We start from the raw sequence: 22,438 nt of genomic DNA, 5'->3' as shown, positions 1-22,438 counted from the left end.
ATGGGCATATGTTGAAGGTTGCAATTGCAGAAGATGATTTCCGCGTCGCACAAATTCAGGAAGAGTTTTTATCAAAAATAAAGGACGTAAAAGTGATTGGAAAAGCATTGAACGCGAAAGAAACGATGGAACTACTACAAAGGGAAGAAATCGATTTACTTCTATTAGATAATTACTTACCAGATGGAATCGGAACAGACTTATTGCCAAAAATTCATGCTGACTTTCCAAACGTTGACGTCATTATGGTTACTGCGGCAAATGAAAACCATATGCTAGAAAAAGCAATTCGAAACGGCGTAAGCAACTACCTTATAAAACCGGTCACGTTAGAAAAATTCGTTCGCACAATTGAAGACTATAAAAGAAAGAAGCAACTATTACATAGTAACAATGAAGTGAATCAAGCACTTATCGATAACTTCTTCGGCATTTCGCAAACACAAGACATAAAAAACTTACCGACAGGTGTGGATCCGTTAACACTGCAAAAAGTGAAAGGGATTATAAAAGGATTCGAAGAGGGCATTACAATAGAAGAAATGGGAGAACAAATGGGAGCCTCCCGAACAACCGCAAGAAGATACTTAGAATACTTAGTAGCGACAAACGAATGCACAGTAGAGTACACATACGGCATTATCGGACGACCAGAACGAAAATATCGAATAGGACGAGGACTATGAAAAAGCGATTATTACTATGTATATGGATCATGACAGGAGTAATAGCTGGTTGTTCTGTAGAAAAAACGAACAAGAATAAAGTGAACATAGAAGAAGTAGAAATCGTTGCACCAAACGTTCAAGGAGCAGGATGGGACTTAACAGCACGAGCAATGCAAAAAACGCTAACAGAAGAAAAAATCTTCACAAAACCAATCAAAGTCACAAACAAAGTAGGTGGCAGCGGTGATGTCGGATGGAAATATACGAAACAAAAAGGCGGTCACGTACTGGCGATTAACTCAAGCTTACTCATAACGAACAACCTACTAGGCCACAGTAAACTAACATATAAAGACTTCACACCGCTCGCAACACTAGCATCGGACTGGGAAGTCGTTGTCGTATCAAAAGAATCAAACATAGAAAACGCAAAACAACTAATGGAACAACTAAAACAAGACAAGAATAACTTCAAAATCGGCGTTGCCCCAGGCCTAGGAAACGACGATCACCTATCATTAGTACAAGTAAGCAAAGCCTTCGGCATAAACCCTGCCGAACTACAATTCTTCGTCTACGAAAACAAAGAAAAAATTATAAACGCCCTAACGAACAAACAAATCAATGCCGCAACCATGACCCTATCCGAAGCCGAAAAACAATACAAAGCCGGCAAAATAAAAATACTAGCCGTATCCGCACCAAAACGGCTAGACCGACTACCAGAAATCCCAACATGGAAAGAACAAGGAATCAACGTCATCTTCCAGCACTGGAAAGGTATTATGGGCCCGAAAGATATGACGGAGGAAGAGGTTGCTTATTGGGATAGTATTATTAAGAAGATGGTGGAGAGTGAGAGTTGGAAGGAGATTTTGAGGGAGCGGGGTTGGAATTCTTATTATAAGGATAGTGGGGAGAGTAGGATATTTCTTGAGCAGAGTAGTCAGGAGTATGGGGAGTTAGTGGGGGATAATAGGAATTAGTAGATCATACGGTATGGCGTATGATTTTTCTTTTATACATAGTTTGGTAAAATAGTAGTAATTGTAATTAATTGTAACGGTGGGGATGAAAATGTTAGAGAAACTCATAATTGAATTGGCTAAATTAACGAAGCAGGTTGAAGAGATAAATGGTGATAAAACTTATTTGGTTAGAAAGAAGGACAATAGAGAATTAGAAATTGAAATTTAATTTTCACGTGAGCAATATGAAAATGGAGAGGCAGCAAAGTCCTATTATAAGGTAGACCTTGAGCTTCTTTAGCGAGCTTGGCTGCAATTTATTATCGTGTGAAGAAGGGCTTAATTATCAAATATATTAAAAGATTTTACTTTGTGTTATAGGAAGTGATGAATGGACAGAAGAGGTGTTAGGGCAGGTGCATGTATTATGTGTAAAGTAAGAATATAATAGTAGAAATAATAACGTTTTATATGTTTAGCATCTTTGTTAAGTTAATAAGCTTTCTCGTATGTTAAGGCTACTTGAGTAGGATGCTTTCATCTCTTTTTGAAGCAAATAATGAGATAGAGAGAGTGAAATTTCTATCATTGAAGATTAAAGGAAATCCCCATTATGAAAAGTATGAGAGCTGAAAAGAATATAACTCTGTGAATCTGGATGAAGTAATGTATTTTTGTGTAATGATTAGGACAAGGTTGATGAGACATTACATGAACTTTTTTTGAATTTAGGTTAAAATACTTAAAGGGAATGAGGCAGAGTGAAGGAAGTCTATACAATTTGCTTTTATGATGAGGAGTTTTGTCAAATATATTGAGAGGTGTCTAGATGAGAGAATTACAAGAATTTACAAAAAGGTATCAAAAAGAAATGAATTGGGAAATTAATAATGAGGGATATGAAAAAAGTAGAAATTCACTATTGAATAACTATATGCTATTAACTACCGAGGTAGCAGAAGTAGCAGAGGAACTTAGAAAAGCATTTAATAGTACGAATAAAAATATTTTAGAAGGAATGGATATGGAGAAAGCATTTAACTATGGGAAAGAAGAGATTAGAGAAGATTTAGGTAAAGAGTTATCTGACTGTCTAGCTTATATTTTTAAATTTGCTGATTTTTTTGATATTGATTTAGAGCAGAGCTATTATCAGAAGATGGAAGAGGTGAAATTTAGGAAGAATAAAGATATTAGTTTGGCAAAAAAATATAATAAGATGTAGGCATTTTGAACTCTATTTGAATGAAAGGTTCTTTTTGGCATTTAGAAACTATAGTTCTTATGGATGGGAAGTGTATTTTATCCAGTTAATTCTAAGGGGAGTGGTTATGGGGAAAATAGTGAAAATTACCACTTCGGATGAAGCGGTAAGAGAACTTTGTAAATCAGATATATTATTATGCAAGCTGATAAATGTTATCGGAGATCACTCGATGGTTTTACAATCTAATTACTTTGAATCGCTGGTGAAAAAAATAATAGGGCAACAATTATCTATACAAGCCGCTAATACAATTTGGAGCAGGGTACAGACTCTATGTCCGGATGTTAATGTTAAAACAGTTACTAATATTACTGATGATGATCTTAGGTCTACTGGTGTTTCGAAACCCAAAATTATTTATATTAGAGATCTCACAGAAAAAATTACTACAGGAGAGCTGAATCTTAATAGTCTAATAACAATGGATGATACAAATGTTATTAATTCTTTAACAAAAGTTAAGGGGATAGGTAAATGGACAGCTGAGATGTTCCTTATATTTTCTTTAGGGAGGTTAAATATTCTGTCTAAAAATGATGTTGGGCTTCAAAGGGGAATCAAGTGGTTATATTCGATTGAAGACGATGAATTAAATTTGGACTATCTGTTTGGAAAATGGTCTCCTTACAATACAATTGTATCTTTATATCTATGGGAAATTGTTAACAGGGGCTTTATTGCTAATTTTTGTGATATAGACGATTTTATAAAAAAAAACACGCATTTTAATGTATAATTATCACTATATAATAATGTATTTTGTATAGAAAAAGAAGAAGTTGCTTATAATTATAAGCAACTTCTTTCTCGACTTCCTTGTATAAGGTCTTGTAATATTCTATCTGCATCTAACATCCCGATTTGTTCCATAGACTCCAGCATATTTTGGGCAATAGCTTCGATAACAGAGACAGTTACTGAATTTCCAAACTGCTTATAAGCTTGTGAATTAGAAACAGGGATAACAAATTCGTCGGGGAAACCTTGCAATCTTGCGCATTCTCTAGGTGTAAGCTTTCTCGGGTTCTTTTTAGGTCCCTGATCAATTAAAATTTCACTACCATCCTTGTAATAGCGGGCACTTATCGTATTAGTGTAGGGACTTTCAGCATTAAAAAGAGAAAATCCGAAACCATTTCCCTTTTCTTTATGCATTTCTTTTCTTCTAAGATGTCCCGCGTAAAGTTTATCAGAGATTGTATATTTATCATCCACATTGCTTTGAAGGATATCCCCTACTCGGGTAGAGACTCCTTTTGGATGTGGAAATTTAAATGGTATTAAAGCTCCTCCTTTTTTATTATCAAAACCTATAATGAAAATTCTCTCTCTATTCTGTGGAACACCAAAGTCTCTTGCAGCCAGTATCTCAATAAAAACAGTGTAATCCAGCTCGTTTAATGTTTTTTTTATTACAGCCAATGTATTTCCTTTATTATGTCCCCTAAGCTGCTTGACATTTTCTAATAGAAAGGCTGCGGGGCGCTTTTCTTTTAAGATTCTTGCTATATCAAAGAATAGTGTACCCCTTGTATCTTCAAAGCCTTTTTTTAGTCCAGCTTGTGAGAAAGGTTGACATGGGAAACCAGCTAGTAGAATATCGTGGTTTGGAACATCTTTTTCATCTATGAGTGTAATATCTCCATGAGGAACTTCGCCATAGTTTATACGATAAGTTTTTTGTGCAAACTTGTCCCATTCGGAGGAAAAAACTGTATAACCACCTAGGCGACTGAAAGCTAAGCGTATACCTCCGATACCCGCAAATAAGTCTATAGTTCTAAACTTTGCATTTATAGGATCTGGGTTAGAGAATGGTGGATTTTCTGGAAAGTCATTTATTAGTTTTAAATGTTCTTCTGATGGTAGAGCTTCTCCTTTTTCCCACATTCGTAACATCTTATCGGCTCCCTTTGGAAGGTCAAGCGCATCGGAAAATTCTTTTGTAGTTAAGCCTAATTTTTCTCTTTTATACTTGATGTATTCATTGACTTTCATATAAAAACTCCTCCTCAAAATCAAGTGTTAATTGTAACATAAATAAACAGACTTTATAAATCAATTTATCCATAAGGATAGTTTTGTGCTTAAAGAAATACGTAAGTAAGAATTTTACAGGATATTGAATCTTTACTACTAAGTAAAGGATAAATTTATAATGTTAGAAGGCACTTGTATGGAATATACTATTATCAAAGGCATCATAATTAAAAACGATATCTACAAAAGTTATTCGATAATGTAGTGCTTTTATTTGAAAAAAGTACACAGGTTGATTTTTTTATTTTATCAAAATACGGAGCTTTTTAATATGAATAAGTACCACTGAAAATATATCCAATAATAGGAGATTCTCTCTATTGGCAAAGGATAAAGTAAGCGATGTAGAAAAATAAAAGATATATATCTGGTTTTTGAAAAAAGTAGGTGTGTTAGATGAGGTAGTATTGTAGTGATAGTTCGTCCATTATATTTTTACTGTATAATATAAATTTTCGATCAATATAGATGGTGTCTGTATTAAGGATAAATAAGAATGGAGATAGTGTAAGGTAAATACACAAAAACTTAACATTTATGAAAGTTCAACATAAAGAAAATGAAAATCGAGGGAGAAAAGAGAACAAAAAGTAATTTATATTCTTTAAGACGATTTTAATACTTTAAACTTTGCATTATAATTGTATTTTTAATTAATAATCGATAAATTTAATTTATATAAACATGTTTTTCCTATCTTTTATAATTTGAAAACTTTATAGGGGATTAATGGGTTTTAAATTATGGGGTGTTAATATAACTGGATTTTCTGATCGATTAGGTATAAATTTTCTCTTTTTATCGTATGTGTAAATAATCTATTATCTTCTACAATAAAATAATTACTTTTAGTTATCTATATAATTTATTGAGTGGTATTTTGCACTAGAAGTAATAATAAAAGTATATTTCTGATTATGAAAGCGGTATATAGCTAAATATAAAGTGTTTAGTAGGTATATTTATTTATTAGCTATTAAATAAATGTAAAGAATCTTTATATTTGCTCCAATATAAGAAGTTTAATCCCTTCTACTTTTGCTAGTTGAACAATAAGGTTTCGATTGAAAATATTTATAATATTCCCAATGATTATCATATCAATATCGTGTAGAGGTAAGTTTGTAATAGAGTCCAGTTGCTCACTTTCGCCGTGCTTGTCTATGAAAATCCCTTTAATTGTAAAATTATGCTTTTCCAATGAAAATAATAAATTGTTCATTTTTTGTATAGTTATTTCTGATGTCTCATCTATGTTTTGTTCATAATACATCACTATGTTCTTCATAATATTCACACCTAAGTTAATAAATTTAAATCGGAGTTGGATCCTTCAGTTAGCCCCATTTAAAAAAGAGGAATATCTATAAGGAATAAAATTAGGCTCATCATAAAGTTATCTTATCATATTAACAGTGTACTAACAATAAAATAGGGGATGCCTATATCTAAAAAATAAGGCAAAAGAATTTAGAAATTCTTTTGCCTTATTTTTAATGAACATTAATCAATTGTTCCGAATTTGAGGTGAATTCATCAATAGTAATTATCTTCTTTTTTACTAAATGTGTATCTAACTTATTGTTTTCATTTAGAATGTATCCTGAAAATTCATCTACTAAATTCCATTTGTCGGAATCTTTTTTATAAACTTTTTTAGGGATATTAAACTCGAGAATACAAATGAATTTAATATTATAATGAATACTATCTGATATAATTTTATCAAAATCTTTCTCGCAGATGTCATTATCAACATATACATGTTGACCCTTTATGTTGGCTAATCCAACACACGTATCTTTTAATTTACAGCCATAACATGCAATAGGATTTACGCCTCTAAGAGTTTGGTTACCTATTACCCCATACCTTTGACACCATAAAATATCAAAAAAGTCTCTCATATTGGTTTTATTAGATTGACTAGCTAACCATATAACTCGTTCCATTTTTCCTAATCCATTAAAACGTGTATAAAAATCAGTTCTTGATTCTATGCCTAAGGGATATTTATGGAAAGTTTCTATCCAAGTATCAACCGGAATAATTTCTTCTTGACCGAAACCTTGTTGTAAGAAACATGCAATTACTTTTTCTGAATATCCTTTTAACTTACTACCATTATCGTAAAAATCTTTAAAAAAGTTTTTTGTCCAATTTCTGTAATCACTATTCCTTATATTCATAAATGAACTAATAAAATAAGCAGCTCTCCATGCGTGTCTATTGAAGGCGTCAACCAGCAATTCAATATAGTATTTATCCTCAAGACTAATTTTTCCAGCATCTAATAGTTTCTTTGAAACGTTGTTGATAAAATCATTTTTATTTTGTTTCCAAGCTTTAGACATAACTCGAAAAGAAACTGATTGTACAGTGTAAATTTTGTCAAACTCAATATTAAATACTTTATCTATTGCCAAAAATAATTTGTTAAATTTAGGGAAATCAGAAAAGTCTGATTTAATTGCATCTTCATAATTAGGGACAATATAGTATTCTAAGTGATTCCACTCTTGAGGAAATACTACCTCCTCACCAAAAGCACTCATAAAATTATATAACATTCGCATTTCACTTTGTCTTCCGGTTTTTGGTTGCCATGCTGATACAAAGCGAATTATTGAATATATTTCTTCGTAATATCTTCCAAACGGGATTGTTTCTCCATAAGATTTTTCAATATATCCCCATAAGTTTTCCATTAATTTTTCATATTGAATGTTTGATTTACAACATTTTATAATATCGATTTTGGAGATTTTTTTTGAAAATCCAATTCTCTCTTGTAATTCTTTTTTTAGAATTGTTTCGATCGTCTTATCAAAAGCGTAATTGGCAAGTACAGTGAATTCAACATCACAGTATTTCCCTGAGATTAAAAAGTTTACGCTCACTGGGCATGCTATTATTCTTTTGTCTGCATGTTTAGTGTGAATATACATAATAGGGAATTGAGGAAGGTCTGGATAATAAATTTCAATTTTTGGAATCCATTGAATGGGTACTTTTTCAATAATAATCTTTCCTTGGTATGTTAAAGTGAACATGTGGTAAATCCTCCTTATAAATGAAAAACATCCATTGTATTACAAATCTGATGTTTTTAATACAATACATCTATATTATAATATATTAGAAGTATTAATTAATAAAAACCTATGAAGCTTTTATACGAAATATTCATGGTGAAATGTCTATAGTAACCGTGGATGTTTTCAAACTTTAAAATGCTGATTTGCAAATTGAAACAAATTTAGTGTGAGGTTTTCTGCAAGGTGTAAAGGGATTATGTATCATAGGTTATTTAAAGTTTAACAAGAAGGAGTGTTTATATGATAGGGAAAGAACGTATAATTGAGATGTTTCGAGATCAAGTAAAGGGGAAATATCCTGAAACAGATGGAGCAAATGTTAATCATGACGGAAAGGGAGGACATTGGCTAGAAAAGCAGTTTGGAATTAATCATAATGCAGATAACTGTGCAGACCTTTTTGGATATGAACTTAAAAATGAAACAACTTCTAAAACAACTTTTGGGGATTGGTCAGCAAATAGATATATTTTTAATGATCCCGAGTATTTACATTTGTTTGAAGGAAAAGGTGCACTAGAAAGAAGAGATAGCTTTTTAAAGGTATTTGGGAAACCTAATCTCAAAAAAAATGGACGTTATTCTTGGTCGGGAGAACCATGCCCTAAAGTAGGTGATTTCAATAAGTTTGGCCAAATGTTAGATATCACTCCAGAAAGAGATATAGTTGTAATTTATGATTTTAGTAGTGATAAAAGAGAGGATAAGTATAGTATTGTACCAACCCAATTTCAAAATGGAATGATTACATTAGCTAGATGGTTTGGTGAAAATTCGCCTACTAGTAATAGGCAAGATAAATGTCTAAAATACAAACTTGAGGATAAGTTTAATGATATGGGATGGTTTACTTGTAAAAAAGACAGCAATGGTGCTTATAAAGAAATCTGCTTTGGTGGCCCAATCAATTTTGATTCTTGGATTGAGCTTGTTGAAAAAGGAATTGTCTTTTTTGACAGTGGTATGTATGAAGGAAATCCTCGACCTTATTCTCAGTGGAGAAGTAATAACTCTTTTTGGGACAGTTTAATTATTGAGAGATATGAATAAAGAAGTAGATTTTTGCACAATTAAATGCTATTGAATTAAAACTAGTGTTTTTCTTTAAGGATACTTTTGATTTATATAGAAATACACATTAATAGCCCTCCTTTAGGGAGGGCTATTAATGTGTATCACTTAACATCTTTTGTGAAATCTAAAAATTTTAATGTTAAGTTTTATAGATTGCACAACCTTTTGAAGTATTATGTCAAGTTGTTGCTGTTAGGTTAAACAAGCCGAATTATACATAGAAGAAAAACCAAACGGAGGGAAAATCCCATGCCAACCTACAACAAACTAATCCGAAACAAAATCCCACAAATAATAAAATCCAACGGAAAAACGCCCACAACAAGAACCCTACCCGAAGATGAATACATAAAAGAACTCTGCAAAAAAACACAAGAAGAACTAACAGAATACATTGAAGCAAAAACAAAACCTGATAAACTCGAAGAACTATCCGATCTACTAGAAATAATAAACGCCTTAGCCGAACACGAAGGCACAACACTAGAAGAAATCAACAGCATCCGTAAAAAGAAAGCAGAAGAACGAGGTGGCTTCTCAGATCGAGTGTTTCTAATCGAAGTAACCGATAACTAGCCCCTCATAAGCCCCTTACAAGCCCCTTACAAGCCCCTACCAAGTAATAAATCACTAAGAAAAAACACAACAAAACAAAAACACCAACAAACACCGTAGTAGGAGTCGAAAAAAATTTTGAAATAACACGCCAAAAACCCGGCCCTCCTTCCTATATATAGTACAAAGAGGAAATTTTCATTTTTGAATTAGGACGGGAGGAATTGGGATGGCGGTGTATCGTACTGTGCAGGTGAATTTTTGGCAGGATGATTTTGTTTTGGATTTGACGCCGGAGGAGCGGTATTTTTATGTTTATTTGTTAACTTGTTCGAAGACGACGCAATGTGGGATTTTTCCTTTTCCGAAGCGATTAGCTGAGATGGAGACGGGTTATAATCGGGAGACTGTTGATAAGCTTGTGCAGCGCTTCATTGATTATGGGAAGATTCTTTATGATGCGGATACGCGGGAGTTATTCGTTTTGAATTGGCTTCGTTATAATCCTGTGACGAATACGAATGTGGAGAAGTGTGTGCTTCGCGAGCTGAAGGGTGTGAAGAATAAGGAGTTTGTACATATGTTTCTTCAGAAGTGCGTAGAGGAGGAGCTGAATGTTCCGATGCTTTTAGCGCATTTCGGTATGCCGAGTGATTTGGCTGTGGATGATGTTGAGCCAGTTTGTGAGGAGACAGAGGAAGAAGAGGTTATAGAGGAAGAAACGGGGAGTCGCGTGTTTTCTTTTTATGAGCAACATTTTGGTAGTTTGTCTCCGCATACTGTGGAGGAACTGAGTGCGTGGATGGAAGATTTGTCAGAGGAGCTTGTGTTGAAGGCCCTTCAAATTGCGTTTGAGAATAATAAGCGGACGGTTGCTTATGTGAAGGGGATTTTGAGAGGATGGCACGGGAAAGGTTTTACGAAAGTTTCTGAGGTTGAGGCGGATACGGGGAGCTTTCGGAAGAAGGATTCGTCTGTTAGTACGGGGGAGACGGAGGAGTTTTTGGCGAGGTGTGAGGAGTGGGAGAAGAATGCGCCGTCAGAGGAAGAGTTACAGCGCTTTTTAGCGGAGCGCGGGTGGCGGCCATGAGTATTCAAAATGTGGAGGCGGAAAAGACGGTATTAGGTTCTCTATTAATTGATGGAGAGCTTATTAAGGAGTGTCGTTTGACGGAGCAGTATTTTTCTCTGTCAGTGCACAAGTCTATATTTCAGTTAATGCGAAAAATGGAAGAAGAGGGGCAACCGATTGATCTTGTGACGTTCATTTCTAGGGTAGATCCGAAGTTTTTAGAGGGGATCGGGGGAATGGAGTATTTTATAGGGTTAATGGATGGTGTGCCTACAACTGCCAACTTCTCTTATTATGAGGGGCTTGTTCGAGGTGCCTGGAAAATGTATCAGGCGGGTGTTCTCGGGCACAAGATGGGAGAGCGCCTTATTGCGGAGAAGAGTGAGAAAATTATTGGTGAGACGATAACGGCACTTTGTGAGTTAGAGGAAAAGGACTGTGTATGTGAGTTTGATTTGAAGGATGCGCTAGTTGATTTATATGAAGAGCTTCATCAAGATGCGAAAGAGATTACGGGTATTGAGACTGGTTATACATCGCTAAATAAAATGACGTGCGGATTGCAGGAAGGTGATTTTGTCGTTCTTGGTGCACGCCCTTCTATGGGGAAGACTGCGTTTGCGCTAAACGTTGGAATGCATGCGGCGAAGTCTGGAGCGGCGGTAGGATTATTTTCATTAGAGATGAGTAGTAAGCAATTGCTGAAAAGAATGGCGTCTTGCGTAGGTGAAGTGTCAGGAGGTAGGCTGAAAAATCCGAAGCATCGTTTTGCGATAGAGGACTGGGAAAAGGTGAGTAAGGCATTTGCGGAGATTGGGGAATTACCATTTGAGATTTACGATAACGCAGGCATTTCGGTGCAAGATATTTGGATGCAAACTCGTAAGTTAAAGAGGAAGCACGGTGATAAAAAGGTTTTAGTTATTGTAGATTACTTGCAGCTTATTACGGGCGATCCGAAGCATAAGGGCAATCGATTTCAAGAGATTAGTGAAATTTCTCGTAAACTTAAACAATTAGCACGTGAATTAAATGTTTGTGTAGTAGCGTTGTCACAATTATCTCGTTCTGTAGAAGCACGACAAGATAAGCGACCTCTTTTATCTGATTTAAGAGAGACGGGACAAATTGAGCAAGATGCAGATGTCATTATGCTTATGTATCGCGAGGATTATTATGATAAGGAAACGGTGCAGAAAGAGATGACGGAGATTCATGTGGCGAAGCATCGGAATGGGCCTGTGGGGAGCTTTAAGCTGCGGTTTTTGAAGGAGTTTGGGCGATTTGTGGAGGGGAATAGTTAAAAGATTTGAGTATCACTTTGTAAATAAAATAAAGCATAAGTGTTTCATTTCATTAACTTATGCTTTATTTTTGATTCTTTAAATATGTTTCTTATTTCCCCATAAAAAAGGATTTTCTCTCTGTAGTAATCCATTGTTCCAAATTGTCTTGGCTACGTCGGACAAGTCGGTTCACTAACACATCATGCCATACATAATCCTCTAATAAGTATATATGAACTGGATCATCTGTATAAAAAGCAACGTTACGCTCTTCAAGTGATGGTCCATAAATCATCTCTTTCGAATCTATGGATAAGATAAACCAATGTTCTGTAGAGCGAGTTTCTGTATAGGGTGTGATCCGATGGGCTTCTAGATTTTTAATTGGATTTTCAACATGTAAGGTAATACCTTGTACTGAAACTTTATCAGCTACCTCAGATAGTTCCTCTTTTAATGCTTCATACATCTCATCCCACATTGAAATGACAATACGTTGTTCTGCTTTTTTTATTAATGCCTGACAATAGCTAATGATTGTTTTGTTGTCTTTTAAAGTAATCACTCGATTATCCGTTTTTTCCTCGGAAGTTTCGAGTTTTTTTAATGAATCACTGATTCCTTCATAAGTAGACTGCCATTCAGATTGAGCCTTTTGTAAAAAGATTTCAACAGGTAGAGGTGAATAGCGAGTGGTGTCATTTATTTCTTCCTTCATGACAATTCCTTTTTCTACAAGGTTACCTAAAATCTCATAAATTCGCGCTCTTGGGACACCTGAATCCTTACTCACTTGGTAGGCTGTGACAGGCCCCTGTTTAACAAGAGATACATAAGATTTAGCTTCATATTCATTAAAACCCATTTTTTTTAGCTGTTGCACTATGTAGTCCACTTTTTTCGTCCTCCGATGTTTGCTTTTATCCCGCATTAACGGGCAGTAAGACCCCCACCTCAAAATTCAGCGGAAGCAAAGAAGTTAGGTGGGGGATCAACTGCCCGTAAAAGCCCGATTGGTTCAACTAATAATCAGTGGGGGATGAACAAAACCCCCCACTGATTAAAGTTTCACTTTATATTTCAACGTTACAATAACTCTTTACATTTAGCAAATTGATAGTTACTATTACGATAGTGACTAAAGGGGAGGTTAATAGTATGGAGTTTTCTTTAGACCCATCAGTATTAATTATTTTGATTGCTTTTGGATTTTTAGCTGCATTTATTGATTCAGTTGTAGGTGGTGGTGGACTGATCGCCTTACCCGCTTTATTATTTACAGGACTGAATCCAGCAAGTGCAGTAGCCACAAATAAATTAGCATCAACAATGGGGAGTGCAACTAGTAATATTGTGTTTTATCGTTCTGGTAATCTTGATTTGAAATCGGCTTTTAAATTATTTCCAATCACTTTCATAGGCTCTATAGTAGGTGCATGGACCGTTCATTTAATGAACCCAGAAGTACTGAAGCCATTGATGCTGATTATGCTTGGTGCGGTTGCTATTTATACGATATTCAAAAAGGATTGGGGTAGTATTTCCACTCATAAGAAATTGTCTGGTCGACACGCCATTATTTTTACCTTTTTTATTTTTGCTATTGGTTTTTATGATGGATTTCTAGGGCCTGGCACAGGTTCGTTTTTAATGTTTTCTCTTTTATTTATTGGGTATGATTTTTTAAAAGCAGCAGGTAATGCGAAGTTTCTTAATTTAGGAAGTAATGTTGGTGCATTGTTGATATTTATGTATGTGGGGCAAGTAAACTATGCGTATGGTTTTATAATGGGGATTGCTCAAATTGCTGGAGGAGTCGTTGGCTCCAAATTTGCTATAAAAAAAGGAAGCGGGTATGTTCGTGCTCTTTTCATTACAGTAACTTGTTTATTGTTAGCGAAAAATCTGTATGACTATGTGCAGTAAGTAATGTAGAAAAGGTTAACTATGCAGGCTACATAAATATAATAATTCCTTGTAACATTTTTTAGATGCTACCTTATTCGAAGATAGCATCTAAAAAATTAAGATAAGAGGATGAAAATAATACAAACGAATATTTTCGGGGTATGTTTATGTACTGTAGCGAAATAACTATTCCATATTTTTTTTATAATTAGGCCGCAACAATCCCTTAAAATCCACCTCAGCAATCAACACACTCACTAATATAAGTGTCGCGCCTAAGTATCCTTTCCCAGTAAGTGTTTCACCGGTGAAAACGAAAGCGAAGCCTGCGGAAAAGACAGGTTCTAATGAGAAGATAAGTCCGGTATGTGTAGGCGTCGTGTATTGCTGGGCGATTACTTGCACGATGAATGCAACTGCTGTGCAGAATATGCTTAAGGCTAGGATGATTAGCCATGAGTTGGTTGTGCTAGGCAGTTTTGGCGTTTCTATAATGAATGAAAAAATAAGACTAAATAGGCCGACGAAACCGAGTTGTATGACTCCAAGTGCAATGGAGTTCACATGTTTCGTTACGCTGCCAGTGATGATGACGTGAATGGCATAAAATAAGGCAGACAGTATGCAGAATATATCGCCGTTACCGATCTTGAATTCGCTCGTTAATGTTAATAGGCCGATTCCTATTATCGTTAAAAAGATTCCTACTATCACTTTCTTTTCTGGAATGTGTTTTAAAAATATAGCTGATAATATCGGAATGAAAATGACTGTGAGACATAGTAAGAAACCAGCATTAGAAACACTTGTGTACTTTGTGCCGAAAGTTGCGAAAATGTAAACGATAAATAAGACAGAAGCGAGTGTAAATGCATATTTTACCGTTTTAAAATCGATTTTGAATAAATGTTTGTAAAATATTAAACCTGATAAAAGAAAGGCGATAATAAATCGTAATGCGATTAAGTTGTATTCTTCTATGCCTTCGAGTCCAACCTTCGTAAGTAAGATGGATGCACCCCAGAAGAATGTAACTAGTAGTAGCCCTAAATCCGCTTTTAATTGTAGTTTCATTTCTATTCCCTCGTTATGTATAAATTTTACCCCGCATTAACGGGCAGTAAGACTCCCACCTCAAGATTCAGCGAAAGCAAAGATGTTAGGTGGGGGATCAACTGCCCGTAAATGCCCGATTGGTTCAACTAATAATCAGTGGGGGATGAAGAAAACCCCCACTGATTAAAGTTTCACTTTATAATCCCATACCCCTATCCCCATTCTTCATTTTAATATTAATTCTGAATATTTGTAACTTAAATTTATCGACGTTTTATTCCATCAAAAAAAAGGCTGCTTATAAAACAGCCTCTTTGTATCTGAAAATCCGAACTTTGACTAAAGACTACGTAGAATCTCCAAACCTTGTCTTGTTAAATTGATCCCTGCTCTGCCTCTTTTTATTTGCACATACCCTTTCATTTTAAGGAAGTTCAATCGGTGTCTAACCTGTGCCTCAGATAAATTCATTTCGACTTCTTGGCTCTTTTCAGAAATAATTCTTCTTCCGATTGCCTTTCCTTTTTCTTCATAATTCATAATGAGGGTAAGGATGAAAAGAGATTCTTGATCAAGAGCGTTTGAACTTGAAGAAAAGGGTGTTATACTCTCGCCCTGGTCACTATCTGTTTTCCTAGGTGGAGGCTTTTGAAAATAATGTTGATTAGGTAAATCATTTTTTGTTATTTGGTTTCCGGTACGGACAGCAAGCATATAATCTATCGTATTTTTAAGTTCTCTTACATTTCCGTACCATGGATATCCTTGCAGTTCTTCAATTAATTCTTGTTCAATTTTGACTTTAGGGTCCGATAGTGCAACAAAATGTTTAGCCAATAATTCAATGTCATTTCGACGAGCTCTTAATTCGGGAAGGTGTATAAAGAGTACTTTAAGCCTATGGTATAAATCTTCTCTAAACACATTTTCTTGAATCATTTTTAGTAGATCTTTATTGGTCGCTGCAATAATCCGAACGTCTATCGGGATAATTTGGCTTCCGCCAACACGCATGATTTCTTTTTCCTGCAATACCCGAAGTAGTCGTGCTTGAAGTTTCAGGCTAATATCTCCAATCTCATCTAAAAAAATAGTGCCGCCATTTGCTTGTTCAAATAGTCCCATTTTCCCTCCCTTTTTGGCGCCGGTAAAAGCTCCGTCTTCATAACCAAATAATTCACTCTCGACTAAATCATCCGATAAAGCACTGAAGTTAACAGCAAGGAAAGGACCGCTATTTCGCTGGGAAGCGTTATGAATAGCACTTGCAAACAACTCTTTTCCGGTACCACTTTCACCCTCAATTAATACAGTTAGATCCGTCTTAGCTAATCTTTTTGCAATTTGTTTCGTGTCTTGGATCGGAGAGCTAATCCCAACGATATTATGAAAATTGTATTTTGCTACATAACCTTTTTTGACAAATTCTTTTCTCAATTTACGTTCAAATCCGATGGTCTTAAGGGCATTTCTAAAAGTAACAATAATCGATTGATCATTTATATGTAGACGTTCCACTATTACATCCAAGCCGTTTACAACAAATATCCCGCTTTCTTGTTGCTTATTTGAAAGGATGAAGTTTACTAAATCAATATTATCAATAATGGCATCAATCGGATGACCAATAGCGTTTTTACTTTTTATTTTCAGCATGCTTTCCAGAAATTCATTAAAGACAACAATTCTTCCTTCATAATCAATAGCTAGTATGCCATCACCAACACCATCAATAACTTGATGAAGTTGTCGATGAGCTTTAGCTAAATTCTTTGTTAAATCTACTATTTTTCGATAGTATCTCTCAGAAACGTGGTTACCTGATTCCTCCATTAAATGAAATCGATCTAGGATGGACATGATTGTCGTAATATCTATTAATCTATGGCCAATATTAATTACTTTTTCTACAAAGTCAGGGATAATTTCAAGTTCGCCAGGTGTGATTGCAAGCTTGATCATTTGTATATTCGTTTTTCCAGGATAGTATGGGAAATATTCAATGTGGTTCAGCCCCAATTGACGCATCGTTTCAATTGATTCGTATACTGTTTCATGATTATCATTCACATATAGTGCTTGTGTTCCTTCTGGTAAAAATAAAAGTTGATCCACGTTTTCGTAATTTAATGTTCGTTTTGCTATTATTACTTCGCAGTTTTCCCCAATAAAGTCTTTCACCGTTTCTATCGTAAATGTATTCGGTAACACAATTAATGTAGAATGAAATACTTTTGGAATACTTTCTTCTACAGAAAAACTTTCGATATCTATGAGATCACCTACCATCTCCGTTAGTTGTTGATGTAGGGCTTTTCGTGTTTCTTTTAAAACGGTGATCAATACAATGTGGTTGGTTTCAAATTTGTTCATAGAGCACCTCTTTAGTTGAATGTAATTGGTCTAAAGTTGGTTATTAATTGGTCGTTATGTAACCAATTAATAACCAATTATAATACATTTCAACATAGTAAACACTGATAAAACGACAAAATATTTAAAAATATGTAAATAATCACTTTAATTTCAATGTTGGCACGATATTTGCTTATATCAATGGTGTGTAAAGAAATAGTGAAATGAGTAGAGTCATAATTTACATATTTAATTCTTTACCACTTGCTAGAAAAGGGAGGTTAAGAGTATACAATTTCAACAGAGAAAGACAACGAAACCATTTAAATTATGAGGTGAGAGAAAATGAAACCACTAATTGGTGTTACTGGGTATTATATTGATCATAGTGAAATAGGAAAGGAGGGCTTACGAGGGCTACCAGGTCAGGATATGGCTATCTTTTCTTACGACTACATCCGTTCACTTCAACGAGCAGGTGCAACGGTTGTTCTACTTCCAATTGAGGAAGTTGATCAAATTGAGTCCACACTTAATCAATTAGATGGATTGTTATTGGCTGGTGGCGCGGACATCAATCCGGTTTATTACGGTGATACTCCAAAATCGTATATAGGTACTGTAGAGGAAGAACGAGATAATTTTGAATTAAATCTGGCAAAGCAAGCTTTAGAAAAAGATATTCCTATTCTAGGAATTTGCCGAGGATTACAGGTGTTAAATGTTGCAGCTGGTGGATCTCTTTATCAAGACTTAGAGCACGAGATGGGGCCAGAATATTTCCATGTTCGAGAACAGTTCCGTAAATGGCAAGGCTCTCATTCCGTAGATCTTTTGGAAGAGGGAAAAATTTATGAGGCTATTGGCCAAAAATCTTTAATGGTTAATTCTTTTCACCATCAAGCAGTGAAAACATTAGGGGAAGATTTTGAGGCGAGCGCATGGTCCTTTGATGGTGTAATAGAGGCTATTGAATCGAAGGCTCATCGTTATGTAGCAGCGGTTCAATGGCATCCAGAAATGATGTCGGAAAAGGATGCTCTACAGCAACGTTTATTTAACCAATTTGTAAATGAAATTAGTAAAAAGGTAGTTAAATCCTAGCGTGTTATAAGTAAAAGAATTGATGGATAGCATGGTATGTCATAGTTGTGGGGAAACCAGACTGCCGGCTGCCCGTAAAAGTAATAATCATTGGGGGAAGAACATCCCCACTGATTAAAGTTTCACTTTATTGCAAAGGGGATTGGTATATGAGTCAAGTATCAGAAAAGGCGGTTTCATTCGAGCCAGAAGAAAAAAAGGAAAAAAAAGAATGGAAAATAAACGTATTTGCAATGTTACTTGTCTTGTTAGTTATTGCGGCTGTGATTACACATATATTGCCGGCCGGAAAATATGAACAGATTAAAAAAAATGAGTATACAACAGTAGATCCAAATTCATTTAAATGGATTGAATCAACGCCACTTGGATTTTTTGATACGGTAAAATCTATTCCTACAGGGATGGTAGAAGCTGCTAATATTATCTTTTTTATTCTTATTATCGGAGGATTTTTTGGTGTATTAAAGGCATCCGGTACAGTTGAGGCTCTTGTTTCAACGATGGCAAAAAAACTCGCTAACCGTGAAAAGTTAATGATTCCTATTATCATGCTGTTCTTTGCACTTGGCGGGTCATTAATGGGAATGGCGGAGGAAGCTTTAGTGTATGTACCTCTATTCATCCCGCTAGCTCTTGCGGTTGGATTTGATACGATAACAGGAACTGCGATGGTACTAGTAGGAGCGTCCGTCGGATTTACAACGGCAATTATGAATCCGTTTACAGTTGGGCTTGCGCAAGGGATAGCGGGTCTTCCTATGTATTCGGGGATGGGATTCCGCCTCGTTTTATTCGTAGTCATATATGTAATTGCGGTTACATTCGTCTATCGTCATGCTATGAAAGTAAAGAGGGATCCTGCAAGTGGAATTTACGGAAAATTCGATACAAATAAGCAAGACAGCTTACTAACAGCGAAAGTAGAGTTAACAAAAAGACATAAATGGATATTAACGGCCTTTTTAATCAACTATATTATTCTTGTATTTGGTGTTATTAAGTACGAGTGGTATATAAAAGAAATTGCAGCCTTATTTATTATTTTAACTATAATCATTGCAATCCTTGGCAGGATATCTCTTGATGATACTGTAGAATCTTTTACACAAGGATCGGCATCTTTAATCGGCGGCGCATTAATTATTGGCGTATCACGCGCTATTTTAGTTGTATTGAATCAAGGGCATATTATAGACCCACTACTTTATCAAGTATCGGAAGAAATGAAACATGTGTCTCCTTTTTTAAGTGTTGTCGGAATGTACAATTTCCAAGTAGCGATTCATTTTATTTTAGCATCAGGTAGTGGTCATGCGATGTTGACAATGCCTATCATGGCGCCACTTGCAGATTTATTGGACATTACACGCCAAACAGCAGTATTATCCTTTTCATTCGCGGATGGTATTGGAAATATTATTTTTCCGACAGGTGGTACGCTAATGGCTGGATTAGCAATTGCAGGAATTTCATGGACAAGGTGGGCAAGGTGGATTCTTCCTTTAATTCTAATTGAATACTCAATCGGTTTAATAGCAGTTATAATTGCTCATCTTATTGGTTATGGTCCGTCTTAATAAAGACTATACATAAATATAAAATTGAAGAGACTCGGTATGTAGTATGTACAAAAAAACGCCTATTTCATATAGGCGTTTTTTTTGATGGGGGAAGTTATTCCTCTTCAAACTGAAAAATATCCCGGTTAATAAGTTGGTGGAGATACTTATCCATTTCAGCAGCAGAAACGCTTCTTTCATTTTTAAACCACCATGCGCTTAATGAGGTGATTGCTCCTGAATAAAATTCAATGATTAAATCATTTGGCATCGTATGATTTTTGCAAAGTTGATTTAACGCTTCTATTTCTTGTTTTCTCGTTTCGTGACTTAAATACTGTGTCCGGCTAATAAATTGTTCATCAGACATTTGCGTCTCTAATATTTTACCGATTTCTTCATGATGTAGAAATTGTTCCATTACTTGAAATGGTTTACTTAATCGATCTGAAACCGGTATTCCCGCAATCATCTTGCTGTAGCGTTTAAATCCAAAGGCTAATAAAGCATCTTTATCTTCGAAGTGTTTATAAAAGGTTGTTCGGTGTACCATCGCGCGGTCACATATTTGATTAATTGTGATGGTACTATATTTCTGTTTTGATTGCGTCATTAATTCAAATAAGGAATCCCACAATAATTTATGTGTCCGTCTAATACGTAAATCAAGTTGTTTTTCACTATCGTTCATCTACAATTCTCCTTTTTTGTAGATTAAATATACAGTGACTGAAAATTGATTCTCCCTTTTTAATCTACATATGTATATTATATTACATGTGTTCCGATGTATTTAAAGTTTTTTAAGTAAGAAACAGGAGGAGAATCTGCAAATGAATATGACAACTAAGAGCCCTACAAGTGGCAAAGTTGATACTTCTAATATGAAACATACCCCCATTTTAATTGCATTACTTTTAGGGGCAATGGTTGCATTGTTAAACGAAACGTTACTTGGTAATGCGTTAACCGTATTAATGAAAGAATTTGGCGTAACAGCTTCAACGATTCAATGGCTTTCTACAGCTTACATGTTGGTAGTTGGGGTTTTAGTCCCGATTACAGCGTTACTTCAGCAATGGCTCACAACGAGACAAATGTTTTTGATCGCTATGGTAACATTTTTAGTCGGTACATTAATTGCAGGATTCGCACCGACATTTTCCATTTTATTAGTCGGCCGTATCGTCCAAGCTGTAGCGACGGGATTAATTACACCGTTATTAATGAATACGATTTTAATCATTTGTCCGCCTGAAAAACGTGGTGCCACAATGGGATTAATCGCACTTGTGATGATGGCAGCTCCAGCAATTGGCCCTACATTATCTGGAGTAATCGTTGATTCACTGAATTGGCGCTGGTTATTCTATATTGTTATTCCGATCGTGATCATTTCCATTTTGATTGGAATGAAGTACATTCAAAATGTTTCAGAGTTAACAAGGCCAAAAGTAGATTATCCATCTATCCTTTTATCGACATTAGGATTTGGCGGGCTTGTGTATAGCTTTAGTGCATCGGGTGATTTAGGATGGTCTGATGCGAAAGTGTATGGCACTTTACTTGTTGGGCTTATCTCATTATGTATTTTCGTCGTTCGACAATTGAAAATTGAGAATCCAATTTTAGAATTACGCGCATTTAAAGTTCCGATGTTTACATTATCAGTTGGATTAATTGTCATTGTAATGATGTCGTTATTTTCAACGATGACTTTATTACCGATGTTCCTGCAAACAGTTTTACTCGTTACAGCCTTTAAATCAGGAATCATCATGCTTCCGGGAAGTGTTATTAGCGCTATAATGGGGCCAATCGCAGGTAAACTATTTGATAAATTTAGTCCGAAAGTTATTATCGTTCCCGGTATTGTATTAGTGGGGATTGCAATGTTCTTATTTAAGGGTATTACTCCTGATACATCAATGGTACAAATTATCGTTATGCATAGCGTATTAATGGTTGGACTCATGTTTGTCATGACAGCACAAACATACGGTTTAAATCAATTAACACCAGATTTATATCCGCACGGAACAGCACTATTTAGTACGTTACAACAAGTAGCTGGCGCAATTGGTACAGCTATCTTTATTTCGAAAATGTCTTCAGGAACAGCTAGCTATATGGAAAGCTCCGCAAATCCAATGGACCCAGTAGAGAAGTTAAACGGTTTAACATCAGGATTCCAAGGTGCATTTACACTAGGGTTAGTCTTTATCGTGGTTGCATTTATCGTATCGTTGTTTTTAAAAGAAGAGAAAGAGGGAGTAACGGCAGCGAGGGTTTTACAGAACGAGAATTAAGGTTCAAATAAAAAAGACATCTTTTCTAGGAAAGGTGTCTTTTTATATTTCTTTCGTAACACTTGTTTTGGATATTTTAATACAGAAGAATGGTATGTGCAATGTCTTTCCTTTTT

19 protein-coding genes and 1 pseudogene are annotated in these 22,438 nt (G+C 35.3%); 13 read left to right on the top strand and 7 right to left on the bottom strand.

The window, feature by feature from the left end:
* The first annotated feature begins 8 nt into the window (after positions 1-8).
* From ACXVYO_RS16900 to ACXVYO_RS16880, 5 genes and pseudogenes are all read left to right on the top strand, one after another.
* The gene (locus ACXVYO_RS16900) at positions 9-686 is read left to right on the top strand and encodes a response regulator (RefSeq protein WP_000921551.1); all 678 of its coding nucleotides are present in this window, start codon (positions 9-11) and stop codon (positions 684-686) included.
* Positions 683-1,654 (top strand): tripartite tricarboxylate transporter substrate binding protein, encoded by a 972-nt coding sequence (locus ACXVYO_RS16895; protein ID WP_458467918.1) that lies wholly within the window; start codon positions 683-685, stop codon positions 1,652-1,654. Before ACXVYO_RS16900 ends, ACXVYO_RS16895 begins: the two co-directional genes overlap by 4 nt.
* Before the next feature lie 91 nt (positions 1,655-1,745).
* Positions 1,746-1,934: pseudogene (locus tag ACXVYO_RS16890) on the top strand (hypothetical protein); the annotation flags it as partial.
* Positions 1,935-2,465: 531 nt separating this feature from the next.
* Positions 2,466-2,861 carry a hypothetical protein gene (locus tag ACXVYO_RS16885; protein WP_458467917.1) on the top strand — a complete coding sequence of 132 codons (396 nt, stop codon included), beginning with the start codon at positions 2,466-2,468 and terminating at the stop codon, positions 2,859-2,861.
* A 106-nt stretch (positions 2,862-2,967) separates the two neighbouring features.
* Positions 2,968-3,639 (top strand): DNA-3-methyladenine glycosylase family protein, encoded by a 672-nt coding sequence (locus ACXVYO_RS16880; RefSeq protein WP_458467916.1) that lies wholly within the window; start codon positions 2,968-2,970, stop codon positions 3,637-3,639.
* A gap of 53 nt (positions 3,640-3,692) precedes the next feature.
* Here ACXVYO_RS16880 and dcm read toward each other — a convergent pair whose 3' ends face one another.
* The 3 genes from dcm to ACXVYO_RS16865 form a co-directional block, all read right to left on the bottom strand.
* Entirely contained in the window at positions 3,693-4,901 is a 1,209-nt protein-coding gene (gene dcm, locus ACXVYO_RS16875; protein ID WP_458467915.1) for a DNA (cytosine-5-)-methyltransferase, read from the bottom strand.
* 1,039 nt (positions 4,902-5,940) lie between these two features.
* Positions 5,941-6,231, bottom strand: a complete 291-nt coding sequence (locus tag ACXVYO_RS16870; protein WP_458467914.1) for a hypothetical protein — start codon at positions 6,229-6,231, stop codon at positions 5,941-5,943.
* A gap of 205 nt (positions 6,232-6,436) precedes the next feature.
* Complete coding sequence (locus ACXVYO_RS16865; RefSeq protein ID WP_458467913.1) at positions 6,437-7,996, bottom strand: hypothetical protein; 1,560 nt, start codon at positions 7,994-7,996, stop codon at positions 6,437-6,439.
* 285 nt (positions 7,997-8,281) lie between these two features.
* Here ACXVYO_RS16865 and ACXVYO_RS16860 point away from each other — a divergent pair, with 285 nt between their 5' ends.
* The 4 genes from ACXVYO_RS16860 (at position 8,282) to dnaB (ending at position 12,046) form a co-directional block, all read left to right on the top strand.
* Complete coding sequence (locus tag ACXVYO_RS16860) at positions 8,282-9,091, top strand: LlaMI family restriction endonuclease (RefSeq protein ID WP_458467912.1); 810 nt, start codon at positions 8,282-8,284, stop codon at positions 9,089-9,091.
* A 273-nt stretch (positions 9,092-9,364) separates the two neighbouring features.
* On the top strand, positions 9,365-9,691 hold the full coding sequence (locus ACXVYO_RS16855) for a nucleoside triphosphate pyrophosphohydrolase (RefSeq protein WP_458467911.1): 327 nt from the start codon (positions 9,365-9,367) through the stop codon (positions 9,689-9,691).
* A gap of 208 nt (positions 9,692-9,899) precedes the next feature.
* On the top strand, positions 9,900-10,760 hold the full coding sequence (locus ACXVYO_RS16850; protein ID WP_458467910.1) for a DnaD domain-containing protein: 861 nt from the start codon (positions 9,900-9,902) through the stop codon (positions 10,758-10,760).
* On the top strand, positions 10,757-12,046 hold the full coding sequence (dnaB, locus tag ACXVYO_RS16845) for a replicative DNA helicase (protein ID WP_458467909.1): 1,290 nt from the start codon (positions 10,757-10,759) through the stop codon (positions 12,044-12,046). The genes ACXVYO_RS16850 and dnaB overlap by 4 nt, the downstream gene beginning before the upstream one ends.
* Before the next feature lie 91 nt (positions 12,047-12,137).
* On the opposite strand, the gene ACXVYO_RS16840 is transcribed toward dnaB, so the two are convergent.
* Entirely contained in the window at positions 12,138-12,923 is a 786-nt protein-coding gene (locus ACXVYO_RS16840; RefSeq protein ID WP_458467908.1) for a TrmB family transcriptional regulator, read from the bottom strand.
* A gap of 263 nt (positions 12,924-13,186) precedes the next feature.
* On the opposite strand from ACXVYO_RS16840, the gene ACXVYO_RS16835 reads away from it, so the two are divergent.
* Entirely contained in the window at positions 13,187-13,954 is a 768-nt protein-coding gene (locus tag ACXVYO_RS16835) for a TSUP family transporter (RefSeq protein WP_458467907.1), read from the top strand.
* Positions 13,955-14,122: 168 nt separating this feature from the next.
* Here the strand turns inward: ACXVYO_RS16835 and ACXVYO_RS16830 are convergent, their stop codons facing one another.
* Together ACXVYO_RS16830 and ACXVYO_RS16825 are read right to left on the bottom strand one after the other, a co-directional pair.
* Positions 14,123-15,010, bottom strand: coding sequence for a DMT family transporter (locus tag ACXVYO_RS16830; protein WP_458467906.1), 888 nt, complete (start codon positions 15,008-15,010; stop codon positions 14,123-14,125).
* Between the two features lie 321 nt (positions 15,011-15,331).
* On the bottom strand, positions 15,332-17,365 hold the full coding sequence (locus ACXVYO_RS16825) for a sigma 54-interacting transcriptional regulator (RefSeq protein ID WP_458467905.1): 2,034 nt from the start codon (positions 17,363-17,365) through the stop codon (positions 15,332-15,334).
* A gap of 327 nt (positions 17,366-17,692) precedes the next feature.
* On the opposite strand from ACXVYO_RS16825, the gene ACXVYO_RS16820 reads away from it, so the two are divergent.
* Both ACXVYO_RS16820 and ACXVYO_RS16815 read left to right on the top strand, forming a co-directional pair.
* The gene (locus ACXVYO_RS16820; RefSeq protein WP_458467904.1) at positions 17,693-18,451 is read left to right on the top strand and encodes a gamma-glutamyl-gamma-aminobutyrate hydrolase family protein; all 759 of its coding nucleotides are present in this window, start codon (positions 17,693-17,695) and stop codon (positions 18,449-18,451) included.
* A 149-nt stretch (positions 18,452-18,600) separates the two neighbouring features.
* Complete coding sequence (locus ACXVYO_RS16815) at positions 18,601-20,031, top strand: YfcC family protein (protein WP_458467903.1); 1,431 nt, start codon at positions 18,601-18,603, stop codon at positions 20,029-20,031.
* A gap of 97 nt (positions 20,032-20,128) precedes the next feature.
* Here ACXVYO_RS16815 and ACXVYO_RS16810 read toward each other — a convergent pair whose 3' ends face one another.
* On the bottom strand, positions 20,129-20,704 hold the full coding sequence (locus tag ACXVYO_RS16810; RefSeq protein ID WP_458467902.1) for a TetR/AcrR family transcriptional regulator: 576 nt from the start codon (positions 20,702-20,704) through the stop codon (positions 20,129-20,131).
* 142 nt (positions 20,705-20,846) lie between these two features.
* On the opposite strand from ACXVYO_RS16810, the gene ACXVYO_RS16805 reads away from it, so the two are divergent.
* Positions 20,847-22,322, top strand: coding sequence for an MDR family MFS transporter (locus tag ACXVYO_RS16805; protein ID WP_458467901.1), 1,476 nt, complete (start codon positions 20,847-20,849; stop codon positions 22,320-22,322).
* The last annotated feature ends 116 nt before the right edge of the window (positions 22,323-22,438 follow it).

The organism is Bacillus sp. BC08, assembly GCF_054326875.1.
This window is presented reverse-complemented; position numbering and strand designations above follow the sequence as displayed.

What these genes read in the sequence shown, in the direction of transcription:
- ACXVYO_RS16880 (WP_458467916.1), top strand. Translation starts at nt 2,968, where the DNA reads ATGGGGAAAATAGTGAAAATTACCACTTCGGATGAAGCGGTAAGAGAA.
- ACXVYO_RS16815 (WP_458467903.1), top strand. Translation starts at nt 18,601, where the DNA reads ATGAGTCAAGTATCAGAAAAGGCGGTTTCATTCGAGCCAGAAGAAAAA.
- ACXVYO_RS16900 (WP_000921551.1), top strand. Translation starts at nt 9, where the DNA reads ATGTTGAAGGTTGCAATTGCAGAAGATGATTTCCGCGTCGCACAAATT.
- ACXVYO_RS16885 (WP_458467917.1), top strand. Translation starts at nt 2,466, where the DNA reads ATGAGAGAATTACAAGAATTTACAAAAAGGTATCAAAAAGAAATGAAT.
- ACXVYO_RS16850 (WP_458467910.1), top strand. Translation starts at nt 9,900, where the DNA reads ATGGCGGTGTATCGTACTGTGCAGGTGAATTTTTGGCAGGATGATTTT.
- ACXVYO_RS16835 (WP_458467907.1), top strand. Translation starts at nt 13,187, where the DNA reads ATGGAGTTTTCTTTAGACCCATCAGTATTAATTATTTTGATTGCTTTT.
- dcm (WP_458467915.1), bottom strand. Translation starts at nt 4,901, where the DNA reads ATGAAAGTCAATGAATACATCAAGTATAAAAGAGAAAAATTAGGCTTA.
- ACXVYO_RS16830 (WP_458467906.1), bottom strand. Translation starts at nt 15,010, where the DNA reads ATGAAACTACAATTAAAAGCGGATTTAGGGCTACTACTAGTTACATTC.
- ACXVYO_RS16870 (WP_458467914.1), bottom strand. Translation starts at nt 6,231, where the DNA reads ATGAAGAACATAGTGATGTATTATGAACAAAACATAGATGAGACATCA.
- ACXVYO_RS16865 (WP_458467913.1), bottom strand. Translation starts at nt 7,996, where the DNA reads ATGTTCACTTTAACATACCAAGGAAAGATTATTATTGAAAAAGTACCC.
- ACXVYO_RS16855 (WP_458467911.1), top strand. Translation starts at nt 9,365, where the DNA reads ATGCCAACCTACAACAAACTAATCCGAAACAAAATCCCACAAATAATA.
- ACXVYO_RS16895 (WP_458467918.1), top strand. Translation starts at nt 683, where the DNA reads ATGAAAAAGCGATTATTACTATGTATATGGATCATGACAGGAGTAATA.
- dnaB (WP_458467909.1), top strand. Translation starts at nt 10,757, where the DNA reads ATGAGTATTCAAAATGTGGAGGCGGAAAAGACGGTATTAGGTTCTCTA.
- ACXVYO_RS16805 (WP_458467901.1), top strand. Translation starts at nt 20,847, where the DNA reads ATGAATATGACAACTAAGAGCCCTACAAGTGGCAAAGTTGATACTTCT.
- ACXVYO_RS16860 (WP_458467912.1), top strand. Translation starts at nt 8,282, where the DNA reads ATGATAGGGAAAGAACGTATAATTGAGATGTTTCGAGATCAAGTAAAG.
- ACXVYO_RS16820 (WP_458467904.1), top strand. Translation starts at nt 17,693, where the DNA reads ATGAAACCACTAATTGGTGTTACTGGGTATTATATTGATCATAGTGAA.
- ACXVYO_RS16825 (WP_458467905.1), bottom strand. Translation starts at nt 17,365, where the DNA reads ATGAACAAATTTGAAACCAACCACATTGTATTGATCACCGTTTTAAAA.
- ACXVYO_RS16810 (WP_458467902.1), bottom strand. Translation starts at nt 20,704, where the DNA reads ATGAACGATAGTGAAAAACAACTTGATTTACGTATTAGACGGACACAT.